This window comes from Kitasatospora sp. NBC_01287, assembly GCF_026340565.1.
In the GTDB taxonomy this organism is placed as follows: domain Bacteria; phylum Actinomycetota; class Actinomycetes; order Streptomycetales; family Streptomycetaceae; genus Kitasatospora.
In genome coordinates this window covers 7,381,177-7,397,163 of sequence record NZ_JAPEPB010000001.1, presented here as the reverse complement: position 1 = coordinate 7,397,163, position 15,987 = coordinate 7,381,177, and the positions used below count along the sequence as shown (strand labels likewise).

The following is a 15,987-nucleotide window of genomic DNA, read 5'->3' as shown; positions in this document are numbered from 1 at the left end:
GTGCGCGGGACGCGCCGGTCGGACCGCCGGCAGCCGCGGGCAACCCCTCGGTCAGACCGGCGGCCAGGGGATCGAGGGCCACTCCTGGGACGGCACCGGATGCCGCCCGCTGCTGAGCAGGTGGTCCACCCGCTCCCGAGCGGCCGTCAGCTCGGCCTCCGTCAGGTGCGGACGCAGCCGCTCCCCCAGCGGGCCCGCCAGCTCGGCACGCAGCCGGCCCAGCATCTCCACCGCCTCCTCGGTGAGCGACTGCTCCGCCCAGCCCCAGAGCAGGGTGCGCAGCTTGCCGGGGACGGCGAAGGTCACACCGTGGTCGATGCCGTAGATCCGGCCGTCGGCAGCCGACAGCAGGTGACCGCCCTTGCGGTCGGCGTTGTTGAGCACCGCGTCCACCACCGCGAGCCGGCGCAGCCGCTGGTCGTCCAGGTGCACCAGCAGCGCGGTGCGCCCCTCCCCCACCTCGGCCTCGATGATCGGCAGCCAGCCCTCCTCGGGCGCCCGCGGGTCCTGCAGCGCCAGCAGCGGTGCGGCCCCCGGGTCCGGCTCGACCCAGATCTGCACCATGCCCGCGCCGAACGGACCCTCGCGCAGCACGGTCGGCGGGATCGGTGACCAGCCGGTGGCGGCGGCCAGCTCGTAGGCGGCCACCTCGCGTCCGGCCAGGGTGCCGTCGGGGAAGTCCCAGAGCGGGCGCTCGCCGCGCACCGGCTTGTAGACGCAGAGCGCCGAGCGGCCGTCCAGCGCGACGGAGCAGTAGAGCGCGGCGTTGGAGGCGTCGGTGATCCGCCCGTGCACCGTGAGGGTGCCGGAGCGTAGCAACTCCAGAGCGGCGGGCACGTCGGCGGCGAGCGCGGCGCCTGCGACGGGGTCGGCCTCCGGTATGTCCTGCTCGTGCTGGTCGTCCTGGTCGTGCTGGTCGTGCTGGTCGTGCTGCTGGGGTTCCCGGTCGGTGTTCAGCGCTTGTAACCGTTCTGACGCGGGCACAGGTGGCCCTCCGGGTCCAGCGGGAGGTTGCAGAACGGGCACGGCTTGCGACCGGCTGCGACCAGGTCGAGCGCGCGCTTGGCGAAGACCCGGGCCATCGCGCCGGTCAGCCGCACCCGCAGCATGTCCGGGCCGTTCTCGTCGTCCTCGAACGCCAGCTCGGCGGCGGCCTCATCGTCGTCGTCCTCGGGCCCCTCGATCACCGCCTGGGCCTCGACCACCAGGTAGCCGTCGGAGCTGTCCCAGGCCAGGGCCATGGTGCCGACCCGGAACTCCTGCTCCAGAGGGAGGTCGAGCGGCGCGGTGTCGACCAGCTCGACGGGCGCCACCGCCGGGATCGGCGCCTCGCCGCCGCTGCGCCGCAGCGCCTCGTCCAGCACCTCCTCGACGCGCTCGGCGAGCGCGGCGACCTGTGTCTTCTCCAGCAGCACGCTGGTGATCCGGCCACGCGCGCTGGCCTGCAGGAAGAAGGCCCGCGAGCCGGGCTGGCCGACGGTGCCGGCCACGAACCGCTCGGGCTGGTCGTAGAAGAAGACCTGTCGGGGCACTCTCTCGCTCCGGGGTGTGAAACGGATCTGGTTTCGGTGGCGCGCTTTTTCACCCTACGGCTTCGGCGCACCCCTGCGGCTCCGGCACCGCGGCCGGCCGGTACTGCGGGTAGTCGGTACTGCGGGTAGTCGGCTGTTATTACCGGGGTGAGCCGGCGCCGTACTACCGGGGTGAGCCGGCGCCGCGGTCAGTCGGTGCCGGTGGAGCCGCCGACGACCGCGTCACCGGCGGCTCCGGCGGCTCCGGTGTCATCGGGGCCCCCGTGCGGCTTCGGCTTGGGGCGCAGGCCGCTCAGCGTGCCGGTGTCGCCCATCCGCAGCAGGAAGGGGCGCAGCGGGGTGTAGCGGATGGCGGTGACCGTGCAGGGGTCGACGTTGATCCGCTGGAAGTGGTCCAGGTGCAGGCCGAGCGCGTCGGCCACGATCGCCTTGATCACGTCACCGTGGGTGCAGGCGATCCAGACCGCGTCCGGGCCGTGCTCGGCGGCGATCTTCTCGTCCCACTCGCGGGCCGCCGCCACGGTGCGGTGGCTCAGCGCCCGCAGCGTCTCGCCGCCGGGGAAGGCGGCGGCCGAGGCGTGGTCCTGGACGGTGCGCCAGAGCGGCTCCAGCGCCAACTCCTGCAGCGGGCGGCCGGTCCACTCGCCGTAGTGGCACTCGCCGAGCCGCTCGTCCAGGGTCGGCTCGCCGAGCTCGGGGCGGGCCGCGAGGAGCGGGGCCAGGGTCTGGCGGCAGCGCTCCAGCGGGCTGCTCACCGCGAGCGCCAGCGGCACCCCTGCCAGCCGGTCCACCAGTGCCTCGGCCTGGGCCCGGCCGCTCTCGTCCAGGTCCACGCCGGGAGTCCAACCGGCGAGGATCCCGGCTGAGTTCGCGGTCGACCGGCCATGGCGTACCAACAGCAGTGTGGGCATGACCCAAGCCTACGGGGTCGCCGCTGACGCCTGGTTACCCGAGGCCCGCCAACTCCAGCGCCTCGACCCCGGTGCGCAGCGCGGCGACCCGCTCCGCCAGCGTCCAGCCCGCCGGGGAGAGGGTGAGCGTGGTGACCCCGGCCGCCGCGTAGGCCTGCATCCGATCGGCGATCCGCTCCTTGCCGCCGAGCAGCGAGGTGGCGTCGATGAAGTCCTGCGGGACGGCGGCCGCCGCGCCCTGCTTGTCCCCGGCCAGGTAGCGCTGCTGGATCTCCTCGGCCTCGCGCTCGTAACCCATCCGCTGGGCCTGCTGCTTGTAGAAGTTCTGCTCCTTGCTGCCCATCCCGCCGATGTAGAGCGAGGCGTAGACCCGCTGGGTGTCGGCGGCGGCCGCCAGGTCGGTGCCGACCGCGATCGGCACGGTGGGGCAGAGGTCGAAGCCGTCCAGGGTCAGCCCCGCCTTGGCGCGCCCGGCCCGCAGCCGCTCCAGCGGCGCCTCGGCCTGCTCCGGCGCGAAGAAGAGGCCGAGCCAGCCGTCGGCGATCTCACCGGCCAACTCCACGTTCTTGGGCCCGATCGCCGCGAGGTAGAGCGGGATCCGCTCGCGCACCGGATGCACCGTCAGCTTCAGCGCCTTGCCCGGGCCACCGGGCAGCGGCAGCGTCCAGTTGTCGCCCTCGTGCACCAGCCGTTCGCGTGACATCGCCTTGCGGATGATCTGCGCGTACTCCCGGGTGCGGGCCAGCGGCTTGTCGAACTTGACGCCGTACCAGCCCTCGGAGACCTGCGGCCCGGAGACGCCGAGACCGAGCCGGAACCGGCCGCCGGAGAGGGCGTCCAGGGTGGCGGCGGTCATCGCCGTCATCGCCGGGGTGCGGGCCGGGATCTGGAAGATCGCCGAACCGACGTCGATCCGCTCGGTCTTCGCCGCGACGTAGGCGAGCACGGTGGCCGCGTCCGAGCCGTAGGCCTCGGCGGCCCAGCAGACCGAGTAGCCGAGCCGGTCGGCCTCCTGCGCGACGGCGATGTTGTCGGCGTCCAGGCCGAGTCCCCAGTAGCCGAGGTTGATACCGAGTCGCATAGCGTGCCACGCCTTTCGGGAGGGGGTGCCGCCCAGAGCGTAGTCCTGACCGGCCGGGCGTTGCTACCGGCCGGTAGTGGTGGCGCGGATCACATCACCCGGCAGGCGCGCCCCGCTCCTGCGGGTCTGCGCGGCAGGCCTCGCACGGGCCACTACGCTCGATGGTGCCGACACGCCGGGCCCCGCCCGGGCGTTCATCCGACCAGGTTTTCATGCTTCCGTCCGACCGGGCTGCGCATCCGACCGGCGCGTTCCCCCGCGTTCTCCGGGCCGGGGTGCTCGACCGGCCAGGGTGCCCGCGGCCGGGGCGGCCACATCACGATCGAGGGGGTTCTCCCGCCATGGAGCAGCGTCATCTCGGCCGGACCGGTCTGCGGGTCTCGTGCCTGGGCCTGGGCACCATGACCTGGGGCCGGGACACCGAGGAGTCGGAGGCAGCCGAGCAGCTCAAGGCGTTCGTGGACGCCGGCGGCACCCTCGTCGACACCGCCGACGCCTACGCGGACGGCGGCGCGGAGTACCTGCTCTCCCGGCTGACGGACAGTCTGGTCCCGCGCTCGGAGCTGGTGATCGCCACCAAGTCCGGCAGCGCCCCCGCCGCCGACCGCCGCTTCGACGCCTCGCGTGGACGGCTGCTGGCCTCGCTGGACGCCTCGCTGCGCCGGCTCGGCACCGACCACGTGGACCTGTGGCAGGTGCACGCGTTCGACCCCGGCACACCCACCGAGGAGACCATGCACGCGCTGGACCTGGCCGTCAGCTCCGGACGGGCCCGCTACGTCGGAGTCTCCAACTACAGCGGCTGGCAGCTCGCCAAGGCCGCCACCTGGCAGCGCTGCGCCCCCGGCCGGGTGCCGCTGGCCGGGACGCAGATGGAGTACTCCCTGCTGCAGCGCGGCATCGAGCGCGAGGTGCTGCCGGCCGCGCTGGACGCCGGGATCGGCCTGCTCGCCTCCTCGCCGCTCGGGCGCGGAGTGCTCACCGGCAAGTACCGGCACGGCCTCCCGCAGGACTCCCGGGGCGCCTCCGCCCACCTGGCCGGCTTCGTCAAGCCCTACCTCGGGGAGCGGTCGCGCCGCATCGTGGACGCGGTGGCGACCGCCGCCGACGGCCTGGCCAGCAGTCCGCTGGCGGTGGCCCTCTCCTGGGTGCGGGACCGGCCCGGGGTGGCGAGCGCCATCGTCGGGGCCAGGACCGCGGCGCAGCTGGCGGCGGCGCTGTCGGTGGAGGCGCTTACGCTTCCGGGTGAGATCCGCGGTGCGCTCGACGACATCTCGGCGCCGGTGCGTCGCTACCCTGATCAGGACTGGAACGAACTGTGAGTCAGACGCACGACCCGGAGTCGGGTCCGCAGGAGGCCGCGCTGCCCGAGCCGCGCACCGAGGCGGCACCGGGCGGTGAGGCCGCGCCGGGCGGTGAGGCCGCGCCGGGCGGTGAGGCCGCGCCGGGCGGTGAGACGGTGGTGCCGCCGGAGGGCGAGGTGGCGGCGAAGGCTGCCGAGGTGGCCGCGCTGGCGGAGGCGATCCGGACGATCGGCGGTGGGTCCGGTGGGGCCGGCGATGGCTCGGCCGGTGGAGCGGCGGCGGGAGCAGCGGGGGCGGCGGCCGCACCCGACGAGGCCAGGGCCAGCGCGCTGAGCGCCGTCGGCGAGGTGCTGGCCGCCGGCGGGGCACCCGCACCCGCCGTACCCGCGCTGGCGTCGGCCGCCGTGGCCGCCTTCGGCGAGGGCGCGGCCACTGCCCTGCGGGAGGACCCGTGGGCGCTGCTCGGCCTCCCCGGCACCCGGCCCGAGCAGGCCGACGGCTTCGCCCGAGCCCTGCTCGGCGCCGAGGCCGGCCCCGGCGATCCCCGGCGCGGCCAGGCGCTGGCCGTCTGGCTGCTGGAGCAGGCCGCCGTGCGCGGTCACTCGGCGCTGGAGGCGGGCGAGCTGCGTGAGGGCCTGGCCAAACTCGGCCTGCCCGAGCCCGAGCAGGCGCTGCAGGAAGCCGTGCTGGACGGCCGGGTGATGCCGTTCCAGGAGGAGGAGACCGGCCCCGGGGCGCGCGCCACCGAGGAGGACGAGGAGCCGCCGGTCCGGATGCTGCTCGCGCTGGAGCGGCTCGCGCTCGCCGAGGACAGCGCGGCGGACGGGCTGGTCCGGATCACGTCCACCTTCGAGCCGCCCGCCGACGGCGACAGCGACAGCGACAGCGCCAACGGTGACGGTGACGCGGCCGACGCGAGCCCCGATACTCACGACACTCCCGACGCCCGCAGCCGCCGCTCACCGACCGCCGAGGCCTGGGAGGCCGCGGCCGCCGCCGCACCGTCCGCCTCGGCGGGCGCGCTGGTCCGGACCGTCGCCGCGCACCCGCTGGTGCTGCACACCGGGGACGCCGCCTCCCGCGCCGAGCTCGCCGCGCTGCTCGCAGCCGCCCGCGGCCTGGGCCTGCGGGCTTGGGGCGCCGCCTGGGGCGAGCACGGGCGGGAGGCGCTGGCGGCACAGCTGCCGCCGGCCGACCGCAACGCCTCCGTCACCCTCGCCCAGCTGCTCGACGGCGGCCAGGACGGGCCTGGGCGGGCCGAGGACGGCTCGCTCGCCATCGACCTGCTGATCGTCCAGGACGCCCCGCTGCTCGATCTGGAGCTGGCCGCCACCCTGGTGGAGGCGCTGGCCGACGGCACCCGACTGGTGCTGAGCGGCGACCCCGGGCAGCTCTGGTCGGCCGGTCCCGGGCGGCTCTTCGCCGACCTGCTCGCCGCCAAACCCTGCCCTGTGGTCGCCTCCCGCACCCCCGACCTCAGCCCGATCGGCGAGTTGGTCTCCGGCATCGGCATCGGCGAGCTGCAGAGCGTCGAGGCGCCGGAGAAGGAGGTGGTGATCCTCACCGCGCGCGAGGCCGGCGAGGCCGTCCACCGGGCCGTCCAGCTGCTCACCGACTCGATCCCGCGCGCGCTCGGCATCCCCGTCGAGCAGACGGTGCTGCTGACCCCGGGGCACGCCGGGCCCGCCGGCACCCGGGCACTGAACGCCGCTGCCAAGGCCAAGCTGAACCCGGGCCCCGGGCGGTTCGCCGGCTTCGACCCCGGCGACCGGGTGGTCCTTTCCCCGCTGCCCGGGGTCAACCGCCCCGGCACGGTGCTCGGTGGCGACCAGACGGGCCTGCGGCTGGCCCTGACCGACGTGGCCGAGGAGGTGCTGCTCCCGCCCGCCCAGATCGACCGGCTGCGCCACGGCTGGGCACTGACGGCCCATCAGGCCGTCGGCCGACGCTGGCCCGGCGTCGTGGTGGTACTGCCCGAGGACGCGGCGGCCACGCTGACCCGGCAGTGGGTCTACACGGCGTTCAGCCGCGCCGAGCGCCACCTGTCCGTGGTGCACGCCGCCGGCCCCGCGCTGGCCCAGGCCGTCGCGGAGCGGCCGGCCGTCGCCAGGACCACCCGGCTGCGGGCGATCCTGGCCGAGCACACCGAGCAGGCGTACTGACGGCTCGGGGGCGCCGATCCTCCTCGGCGCCCCCCGTACTGCCCAATGTGCTCTGCGTTGCCCTGACCCGTCCTGATCCGAACTGTCCTGCCCTGACCCGTGCTGACCCGCCCTGACCCGTGCTGACCCGCCCTGGCCGAGCAGTGCTCCGGGCGGGGCGGGTCAGTCGTCCAACAGGTCAGTCGGCGAGCGGGTCAGTCGTCCGGCGGGTCAGTCAGCCTGCGGGTCAGTCGTCCAACTCGTCCTCGTCGTAGACCTCACTGACGTCGAAGCGGCAGAGCAGCAGCTGCGGGTCCGGGCTGTCGAAGGGCTCGGCGAGCCAGTCCCCCGCCTCGACGGGCTCGGCCGCCGTCACCCAGAGCGTCGAGTCGCCCTCCTCCAGACCGAACTCCTCGGCCCGGGCGGCGATCTCGTCCGGCTCGAACTCGCCGAAGACCACCCCCACCGCGGCCGTGACCCCGTTGGCGCCCTCCGGCACCGCGGGCAGCGCGTCGTCCAGCAGCTCGGCCTGCTCGCGCAGCCGCCGCGGATCGGCGATCCGGTAGTCGCGGCGGATCAGCACGCTGATCGCCTCGGGCTCCTCGGACCCGTGGTAACTGCCCGGTCCGTCGTCGCCTGGGACCTCGAACGGGGTCACCTCGTCGTAGACCTCGTAGAGCAGCTGGTCGTAGTGGATGGCTGCCGCGGCCAACTGCTCGTAGGCGGCGAAGACCGCGGGATCGTCGGCCTCGGTGGTACTGGACACCGCTTCCAAATGGCGGTCGATAGCGGCCTTCACCGCCTCGGCGGCTTCGCGTACCTCGGTGCGGGTGAGCTGCGCGGCATCAGACATGAGTCAGACGCTATCCGTACCAGGGCCCGGGGCGCACAGGGGTTCCGCCCTGAGTTTGCGAAAGACCGGCAACTTGACCCTTAATGTCCGAACCGTACACATCTGCTCCTGCCGCAACAGGCCCCGCGCGAGCCCCACCAGCGGCGCATCCCGGCTCGGCAGGGCGGGTAGAACTCCCTCGAAGAGGCACCACCGCACCTCACCAGGGGACTGTTCATGGAGCTGATCGGTGAGCTGATCGGGGAATTGATCCACCATCAGCAGCCTTCTCCCCGGGGTGCGGCACGCGGCCGGCGGTGGGCCGGTCCGGTCGATCGGCCGGACCGGCACCGCTGTCGGAGGCAGGTCGTAGGCTTGCCCGCAGACATCGCTGAGGAGGCGAACTTGATCCCACCGAAGCTGGTCCGACAGCCCGAGTACGAGTACCAGTCACTGCGCATGCCGCGCGGCACCACGCGCAACGCGGCACGGCAGCTGCTCACCGAGCACGCCGAGTACGGGCACTGGGAGCTGGACAGACTGCGGCTGTTCCCGGACGGCAGCCGGACGGTGCTGCTGCGGCGGCGGATCATCCGGCAGGTCCGCAGCTGGTGAGGTCAGCGGCGCCAGGCGCGCCGCTTCTTCACGTCCCGGATGTCACGCGCGCCCCTGGGCGCCGTGCGCGCCGCCGACGCTCCGGCCGGCTCCCCGGCGCGCCTGCCCGCGCCACAGGGAGAGGCCCCGCCGCACGGGGCCCCGCTGTCCGATGCTCGGAGGTCCGACGCTCGGAGGTCCGACGCGGCGGTCAGGCCGCCGTACGGGTGCGGCGGTAGAGCACCCCGCCCGCGATCAGCAGCCCGAGACCGGCCGGCACGAGCACACCGAGGCCGTCGGCACCGGTGAAGGCGAGCTGGCCGACAGCCGGACGGCCGGCGACCACCGGCACGGCGATCGGCGCCGCCACCGGGGCGGCCACGGGAACGGCCACGGGAGTGGTCGCGGTCCGGGTGCTGCCGATCGGCTGCGTCTGAGCCGGCGGAGTCTGGACGGGCGGCGTCCAGACCGGCGGAGTCTGCGGGCCGGGCGCCGGGGCGGCCGGGGCGCTCTCCTGGTTGGCGCAGCCGTTGCCCATGACCGGGTTGAGGGCGCCGACCACGCTGCCCGAGATGCCGCAGAGGTTGACCGGCACGTCCGTGGGGAGTTGGGCGTTGTTGCCCGAGCCCACCCCGGGCGAGTTCGAGGTGACGCCGGAAGCCGAGCTACCGCCACCGGGGACGGCCCCGGTGCCGCTGCCGGCCGGGCCACTGGCGGGCGGGTTGACCACCGAACCGCCCGGGCTGCCCGGACCGCCCGGACTGCCCGGCCAGGAGCCCTGGTCACCCCCGCTGGGCTGCCCCCCGGCTTGGCTGCCGGACTGATCACCGGACTGGCTGCCGCCCTGCTGACCGCCGCCGTTCTGACCGCCGCTCTGCTGACCGCCGCCCTTCTGACCGCCGTGCCGTCCGGTGTGCTGGCCGCCCTGCGGCGAGCTGTTGCCGCACTGGTTCCCGTATGCCGGGTTCAGCAGCCCGACCACGTCGACCGTGTTGCCGCAGAGATTGACCGGAGCGTCCACCGGCACCTGCACCGTGTTGCCCGAGCCGACCCCCGGGGAGCCGGCCGCGGCCCCGTCCGCGTCCGCACCGGCGTACGCATAGCCCGCGGTGGAGGCCAGCACACTGCCGGTGGCCACCGCCGTGAGGATCCCCTTTTTGGCAGCCTGTCGCATAGGTACCCCTGACATGTGATGGTCGGAATTTCCGACGAAATCTTTTCCCGCCCACTGGGTAACGAGTAGCGCCACAAAAGGTTGGCCCAACCGGCCGCACCTCACCCGATCGGGCGGATTGAACCGCGCGAGGGAACCGCGCGAGGGGCTGGGCACGAGACTGGGCACGGAAGAACGGAAGAGGGGCACCCCGACCGGGTGCCCCTCTTCCGTGCGCCGATCCGGCTACCGGCCCGAGGATCCGCCGGCCCGCCGGTCTGCCGTCAGTGGTTGAAGCAGGTGTCGCCGAAGGCGGGGTTCAGCAGGCCGATCACGCTCACCGTGTTGCCGCAGACGTTCACCGGGATGTGCACCGGAACCTGCACGACATTGCCGGACACCACACCGGGCGAGTTGACCGCGGCACCCTCGGCACCAGCACCGCCGGTCGCGGACGCGACACCGGCGCCGGCCAGCATCAGCCCACCGGCAGCGGCCGAGACAATGGCGATCTTCTTCGCGTTCATCTTTTCCTCCTGATCATCTGAGCAGCCCGGTCCCCGAGCCGCCATAGGAGTGAACGACGCTCTGCCGAACGGGGTACGCCACGCCGCGCCCATTCACCCGCAGCGGTGATGCGTCGCTCTGATGCTCGATCATCGGAAGACAAGGAGAAACGATTCTTCTGCCCAGAGATCACCACGCCGCTCGTCATTTCCTCAGCTAAAAAGGCCCGCTCCGGAAGTCGGTCGACTTCCGGAGCGGGCCCAGCGCCCTTCACCGATCAGCAGGCGTCCAGGAACCGGTCCAGCACCCGCACGCCGAACTTCAGCCCCTCGACCGGCACCCGCTCGTCCACGCCGTGGAACATCCCCGCGAAGTCCAGCTCCGGCGGCAGCTGCAGCGGCGCGAAGCCGAAGCAGCGGATGCCCAGGTCCTGGAAGGACTTCGCGTCCGTCCCGCCCGACAGGCAGTACGGCACCGCGCGGGCGATCGGGTCCTCGGCCCGCAGCGCCGACTGCATCGCCTCAACCAGTGCCCCGTCGAAGCTGGTCTCGATCGCCTTGTCGGAGTGCAGGCTCTCGCGCTTCACCCGCGGCCCGAGCACGCTGTCCAGCTCGGCCAGGAACTCCTCCTCGTACCCGGGCAGGAAACGCCCGTCCACGTGCGCCGTGGCCTGCCCCGGAATCACGTTCACCTTGTAGCCGGCGCCCAGCATGGTCGGCTGCGCGGTGTTGCGCAGCGTGGTGCCGATCATCTTGGCGATCCCGCCGAGGACGCGCAGGGTCTCGTCCATGTCCTCGGGGTCGAGCGGCACGCCGAGCGCGTCCGACAGCTCGTCGAGGAAGGAGCGGACCGTCTTGGTGATCCGCAGCGGGAACTCGTGCCGCCCGAGCCGGGCCACCGCCTCGCACAGCTCGGTGATGGCGTTGTCGTCGTTCATCATCGACCCGTGCCCGGCCCGGCCGTCGACCGTGAGCCGCATCCAGTGCATGCCCTTCTCGGCCGTCTCGACCAGGTAGAGCCGCGCCTTGTCGTTGACCGTGAAGGAGAACCCGCCCACCTCGCCGATCGCCTCGGTCACGCCCTCGAAGAGGTCCGGGTGCTTGTCCACCAGGAACCGGGCCCCGTAGGTGCCGCCCGCCTCCTCGTCCGCCAGGAAGGCGAGCACCAGGTCGCGCGGGGGCTTGCGGCCGGTGCGCAGCCGGTCGCGGACCACCGCCAGCGTCATCGCGTCCATGTCCTTCATGTCCACCGCGCCGCGCCCCCAGACGCAGCCGTCCGCGACCTCCCCGGAGAACGGGTGGTGCGTCCAGTCGTCCGCGTTGGCCGGCACCACGTCGGTGTGGCCGTGGATCAGCAGCCCGGGACGCGAGCGGTCCTCACCCTCGATCCGCACCACGGTCGAGGCCCGCCCCTTGGCCGACTCGATGATCTTCGGCTCCAGACCGAACTCGGCCAGCTGCTCCGCCACGTACTCCGCCGCCGCCCGCTCGCCCGGGCCCGATCCGTCCCCGTAGTTGCTGGTGTCGATCCGGATCAGGTCACGACAGATGTCGACGACCTCCGACTCCCCCGTCACCCGCGACCCGCCAGCCCGCTCCGCGTTCGACTCGCTCACACCCACTCCTCGTCGTCTGGCCCCGCCCGGCACACCCGTCCGGGCCGCCCCCGACCTCGCCGGGAACCTTCGAGCACGGTCCCGCCATCCTCCCCCAGTCCCCGCCCCGCCCCAAGGAAATCCCCCCACAACCTCTCCGAACCCGCCCGTCCACCCCCCGGCCACCCCCACTCCCCCAGGCTTTTGGGCCCCTGAGCCGATCTTTGCTACAGTTATGCATGTCAGCGCGACCGACCAGTCACGCGGACACCACCTAGTCCGGGTGGCGGAATGGCAGACGCGCTAGCTTGAGGTGCTAGTGCCCTTTATCGGGCGTGGGGGTTCAAGTCCCCCCTCGGACACCGACCGTGGGCCTACGGGTCCCGGAGAAGTGCTGATCGAGATTAATCTCGATCAGCACTTTTTGCTTTCCGGAATCATAGGTCAGGATCAGCCCGAGCTGCTGGTAGAGCGCGGCCCGGTCGGCGGGCTCGGCGTGGGTGAGGACGGTGACGAGGTCACTGTTGGCGCGGGCGAGGGCGGCGATGTCGTCGCGGGTGAGCTGACCTGCGCCGGCCTGGAAGGCGGTGCGGAGTTCGGCTTCGGCGCGGGCGCGGGTGGCCTGGGTCTGGGTGATCCAGGCGGTCACGATCGCGGGGTCGGCGCCTGCTTCGAGGGCGGCGCGGTGGGTGGCGAGTTTGGCGTCGCAGTCGGTGATGGTGTTGCGGGCGTTCTCGGCTCGCAGGGTGTGCTCGGAGTTGGTGGGGCCGAGGTCGTGGGCGGCGGCGAGGAGGTCGACGGAACTAACGGTCCGTCCAGGGGAATCCTCGCGATGACAGAACCTTGGAGCCCGCAGTTCCGGGTTTCAGTCGACCAGCAGTGCGATGGTGGCGAGCAGAACCTGGGCATCCGTCAGGTCCGTCAGAACCGCGTCCGCCCCGGCGTCTTCGAGGTCCTGCGCATCAGCAGTCCCGGAGGCGACGCCGATCACGCGCGCGCCGCCCTGAAGTCCGGTGCGGATGTCCTCCAGGGAATCGCCGATGATCACCGTATTGGCACGGGTGAACGCCGTCCGGTGCTTCAGCCCCGCACGGCGCTGGGCCACGGCGACGAGCGCCGGCCGGTGAGAATCGTCAGAGGAGAAGCCACCGATCGAGCTGTCCAGGTAGGAGCTCAGCGCGAACGCCTGGAGCTTGATCTCGGCGTTGGCCCGCAGGTTCCCCGTCAGCACCGTCGGGATCAACCCGGCGGTCCGGCGCACTGCCTGCAGAGCCGCGACCGCCCCGCCCATGAGCCGACCCCCCTCGCGCATCTCCACCCCGCGGGCGGCCAGCAGCTCCGGCAGCAGCCGAATGACACGCTCGGCGAGAGCTTCGACCTCCGGCTCGGGCACGCCGTTCTCGCGCAGCAGTTGCCGCACGGCCAACGGCATCGTCACCCCGGTGCCCCGGGCGGGCAGCCGCTCGACGGGGCGGCCGACGACCCGCTCGAACGCCTCGCGGTAGACCCGCCGGTCGGTCTCGCCGACGTAGAGAAGGGTGCGGTCGACGTCCCAGAGGACGAGCGCTCCACCGGGCATGGTCAGCTCCCTTGAGCCAGGAGGAGGTCAGCGCGCTCGATCAGCGCGTTCGCGTTCGCCCCACCGCCGAAGGAGCGCAGGTCGTCGGCCGTACGGCCGAGGTGCTCGTGCAGGCGGGGTGACTGCACACCAACCGCAAGCTCCAACACGCTCTCGACGGCCGCGAATCCCGCCTCGCGCTCGCCGCTCCGCAGGTGGGCCGAAGCCGCTCGAGCCTCGAACAGGGCGCGAGTGCGGCGGTCCGCCGGGTTCAGGGACGCATCAGCCGCTTCGAACTTCACCGCGGCGTCTCGTGGCTCACCCAGGTCGAGGTGGCAGCTGCCGGCCTGACCCGCGATCTCCCCGCTGTTGATCCAGTACAGCCAGCCCGGGTCCTCCTCCGACGGGCCCGTCGCAGCGAACTCGGCGGCCGCCCCCAACGCCCGCAGGCACGCCTCCCGCTCGCCCAGCTTGGCGTGGCCGCGCGCCTGCCTGGTGAGGAGCATCGCCTTCAGTGAAGGCGAGTTGACGGGCCTACGGGCCGCCCGGGACCTCGGCTGAGGCATCCTCAGGATCTCCCGCTCCCGCTCCCGCTCCAGCTTCAGCTCCGGCTCCAGCTCCCGCTGCGACTCCTTCTCCGCCTTCACCAGCCGGGCGTTCCCGGCCCGCGACCGGGCCGGCTCGTCCGCGGCGCCGCCCGCCTGCGGCCCGCCGCCGCAGGACGGTGTCCCCCGGCCTTGCGCACCCGGGTGCGCGGGGTCTCGTGGTCGATGCGTGCCCACAGCGCGGGGGTCACCTCGGTCAAGGACACCCCAATTACTTGAACAGTCTTGCCATGCGGCCACGTTGTGCCAACATGGGGAGCCGGTCGGAGGAAGCGGCAGTTCTCGGCCGGGTTTCCTGAGAGTCGCATCTGTCGAGTTGGGGGACGAGCGTTGAGCGGGGGCTCAGGCGGCTTCGAGCGGGGCTGCCCGGTTTGTCGGATCCCCGAGGAGGGCGGCGAGTGCCCGGTCTGCGCCTGGCGGCTCGACGGCGATCACTTCCTCGGCGGGCCGACCGAAGAGCAGCTGCGGCGCGACCATCAGGCGCTGCGCACGGCACTCGACCGGTGGGATGCCCGCGCCCTCGCTGCCCTGACGCGCCCCGGCCCCGCGTCGTCCGACGGTGAACCCGCGCAGGCGGCGCCCTGCGGTGGGACAAGCTGGGAACACCTGCTGGCGGAGCTGGTCGGGCAGCCCGGCGCGGCGCTCTGGTTCGTCGAACTGACCGCCGAACGGGTTGGCCTGATCAAGGCGACCACGGACCGCGACGGCATCCCCCAGGCCCAGGACGCCGGCGGTGCGCCCTGGGACCTGCTCGTCCCCGGGTTCGCCGCTGACCCCGCCACCCGCGCCTTCCAGCTGGCCGGTGGCATCGGCGAGCTGCCGGCCGTCGACCGCACCGCCCTCGACGACGGCGTCCGCCGCCTGCTGGCCAACCTGCTCCCGCCAGAACCCGGCCCGCGGATCGTCCTGCTGTCGGAGCGTCCGGACTGGCTGCTGCCGACCCGCGCCGCTGCCGTGCTGCGCTCCCTGCGGATGCCCGACGCGGAGATCGGGCCGGCACCCGGTGGCACCACCGGCGTGCGCCGACTGCTGCGGGCCGCTCCGCTGCGCCGTGACCACGAGCTGCTGCTGGCAGCCGTCGAGGACAGCGGCGCGGTGCGGCCGCAGACCAGGCTGCTCTTCCGGGCCGGCGCGCGACTGCGGCCCGAGCAGACCGCCTCGATGGCCGTCACGGTGCATGGCGGCCTGGACGACGACGCCGTGGTCTCACTGCCGATCCTTGCCGGACGCGACACCCCGTCAGGGGGCCACGCCGTGGCGACGTACCGCGTGCGGCTGCCCGCGCTGCGACCCGTCGAACTGACCTTCGTGCTGCGCGGACCCGGCGAGGTCGAGGTACTGCTGCCGGACGGATCGGCAGCTGAGCCGTCCGGCCCCGCCGATGTCGCCGGGCTGATCGACAGCCTGCCCTCCCGGCTGCGCCGGCCTCCTCGCCTCGATCTCCTGCTCGCCGTCGAACTCTCCTACGGAGCCTCGCCGGAGGAGGTCGCCGAGCGGCTCGGATTCGCCCGCGAGGTGCTCGCGCTGATGGCCGGGGAACGGCAGGACACGGCCGTCGCCGCGGTGGGCTACTACGACCACGGCGTGCGCGAGAGCCCCTACACGCCGCAGCGCACCCTGCTGCGCACCGTAGCCCTCGGGACGCCCGCCGCCGCGCTGGTCGCGCTCGCCGGGTGGCAGCCGCTCCAGCGTCACCAGGACACCGTGTCCGCCCTGGAGGACGCGCTCGGGGCGTTGAGACTGCTGGCGGCCTCGACCGCCGTCGCGCCGCCGGCCGAGCGCCGCGTTCTGGTCCTCGGTCGTCGGCCGCCGGCTGAGCCGGCGACATACGGGCGCGTCCCGGCATGCCCGCTCGGCGTCGACTGGCGCCGCGAACTGACGGCGCTGCGCGGCTCCGGCGTCGAGGTGCTGGTACGGCGGGACGGTCCCCCGCACGACCCGGTGACGGACCGGGTGGGCCGGCTGCTGCAGCAGTACGGCGCGAATGCCTGGGCGGAGTTGGGTGCCGACGGCGTCCTCGACCAGCGGTACTCTCCAGCCTCGGCCGTCCGCCGGCTGCTGCCCGTGTGGCAGGTCGAAGGCGCGCCTTGCGCACTCGCGCTGGCCCACCCGCTTCTCTGATCCGTAGCCCTGCCAAGGAGGCAGCCGATGTCGTCCAGCCAGCCGTTCCCGTCC

General features: G+C 73.4%; 15 protein-coding genes and 1 tRNA gene. 5 read left to right on the top strand and 11 right to left on the bottom strand.

Annotated elements, in window-relative coordinates:
• Positions 1 to 51: 51 nt before the first annotated feature.
• The 4 genes from OG455_RS32270 to OG455_RS32255 form a co-directional block, all read right to left on the bottom strand.
• Positions 52 to 837, bottom strand: coding sequence for an SCO1664 family protein (locus OG455_RS32270; protein WP_266301037.1), 786 nt, complete (start codon positions 835 to 837; stop codon positions 52 to 54).
• Positions 838 to 953: 116 nt separating this feature from the next.
• A complete protein-coding gene (locus tag OG455_RS32265; protein WP_266299821.1) occupies positions 954 to 1,532 on the bottom strand; it encodes a DUF3090 domain-containing protein in 579 nt (192 codons plus the stop codon).
• Between the two features lie 188 nt (positions 1,533 to 1,720).
• Entirely contained in the window at positions 1,721 to 2,443 is a 723-nt protein-coding gene (locus OG455_RS32260; RefSeq protein ID WP_266299819.1) for a histidine phosphatase family protein, read from the bottom strand.
• 34 nt (positions 2,444 to 2,477) lie between these two features.
• Entirely contained in the window at positions 2,478 to 3,524 is a 1,047-nt protein-coding gene (locus tag OG455_RS32255) for an LLM class F420-dependent oxidoreductase (protein WP_266299817.1), read from the bottom strand.
• A 341-nt stretch (positions 3,525 to 3,865) separates the two neighbouring features.
• Here OG455_RS32255 and OG455_RS32250 point away from each other — a divergent pair, with 341 nt between their 5' ends.
• Complete coding sequence (locus OG455_RS32250) at positions 3,866 to 4,846, top strand: aldo/keto reductase (RefSeq protein ID WP_266299815.1); 981 nt, start codon at positions 3,866 to 3,868, stop codon at positions 4,844 to 4,846.
• Positions 4,843 to 6,990, top strand: coding sequence for an ATP-binding domain-containing protein (locus OG455_RS32245; RefSeq protein ID WP_266299813.1), 2,148 nt, complete (start codon positions 4,843 to 4,845; stop codon positions 6,988 to 6,990). Before OG455_RS32250 ends, OG455_RS32245 begins: the two co-directional genes overlap by 4 nt.
• 226 nt (positions 6,991 to 7,216) lie before the next feature.
• Here OG455_RS32245 and OG455_RS32240 read toward each other — a convergent pair whose 3' ends face one another.
• Positions 7,217 to 7,822: a hypothetical protein gene (locus OG455_RS32240; protein ID WP_266299811.1), complete on the bottom strand. Its 606-nt coding sequence runs from the start codon at positions 7,820 to 7,822 to the stop codon at positions 7,217 to 7,219.
• A 399-nt stretch (positions 7,823 to 8,221) separates the two neighbouring features.
• Between OG455_RS32240 and OG455_RS32235 the strand changes: the two genes are divergently transcribed.
• Positions 8,222 to 8,416, top strand: coding sequence for a DUF5703 family protein (locus OG455_RS32235; RefSeq protein WP_266301036.1), 195 nt, complete (start codon positions 8,222 to 8,224; stop codon positions 8,414 to 8,416).
• Positions 8,417 to 8,606: 190 nt separating this feature from the next.
• Here the strand turns inward: OG455_RS32235 and OG455_RS42140 are convergent, their stop codons facing one another.
• From OG455_RS42140 to OG455_RS32215, 3 genes are all read right to left on the bottom strand, one after another.
• Entirely contained in the window at positions 8,607 to 9,533 is a 927-nt protein-coding gene (locus tag OG455_RS42140) for a chaplin (protein WP_323185608.1), read from the bottom strand.
• A gap of 299 nt (positions 9,534 to 9,832) precedes the next feature.
• Complete coding sequence (locus tag OG455_RS32220) at positions 9,833 to 10,075, bottom strand: chaplin (RefSeq protein ID WP_323185607.1); 243 nt, start codon at positions 10,073 to 10,075, stop codon at positions 9,833 to 9,835.
• Between the two features lie 257 nt (positions 10,076 to 10,332).
• Entirely contained in the window at positions 10,333 to 11,670 is a 1,338-nt protein-coding gene (locus OG455_RS32215; protein ID WP_266299809.1) for a M20/M25/M40 family metallo-hydrolase, read from the bottom strand.
• Positions 11,671 to 11,926: 256 nt separating this feature from the next.
• On the opposite strand from OG455_RS32215, the gene OG455_RS32210 reads away from it, so the two are divergent.
• A tRNA-Leu gene (locus tag OG455_RS32210) sits at positions 11,927 to 12,011 on the top strand.
• Here the strand turns inward: OG455_RS32210 and OG455_RS32205 are convergent.
• The 3 genes from OG455_RS32205 to OG455_RS32195 form a co-directional block, all read right to left on the bottom strand.
• Positions 11,993 to 12,298, bottom strand: a complete 306-nt coding sequence (locus OG455_RS32205; protein WP_266299807.1) for a hypothetical protein — start codon at positions 12,296 to 12,298, stop codon at positions 11,993 to 11,995. The two genes, OG455_RS32210 and OG455_RS32205, sit on opposite strands and share 19 nt — an antisense overlap.
• Before the next feature lie 216 nt (positions 12,299 to 12,514).
• Positions 12,515 to 13,228 (bottom strand): HAD family hydrolase, encoded by a 714-nt coding sequence (locus tag OG455_RS32200; protein WP_266299805.1) that lies wholly within the window; start codon positions 13,226 to 13,228, stop codon positions 12,515 to 12,517.
• 2 nt (positions 13,229 to 13,230) lie between these two features.
• Positions 13,231 to 13,989: a hypothetical protein gene (locus tag OG455_RS32195; protein WP_266299803.1), complete on the bottom strand. Its 759-nt coding sequence runs from the start codon at positions 13,987 to 13,989 to the stop codon at positions 13,231 to 13,233.
• Between the two features lie 153 nt (positions 13,990 to 14,142).
• On the opposite strand from OG455_RS32195, the gene OG455_RS32190 reads away from it, so the two are divergent.
• The gene (locus tag OG455_RS32190) at positions 14,143 to 15,933 is read left to right on the top strand and encodes a hypothetical protein (protein ID WP_266299801.1); all 1,791 of its coding nucleotides are present in this window, start codon (positions 14,143 to 14,145) and stop codon (positions 15,931 to 15,933) included.
• Positions 15,934 to 15,987: the final 54 nt, after the last annotated feature.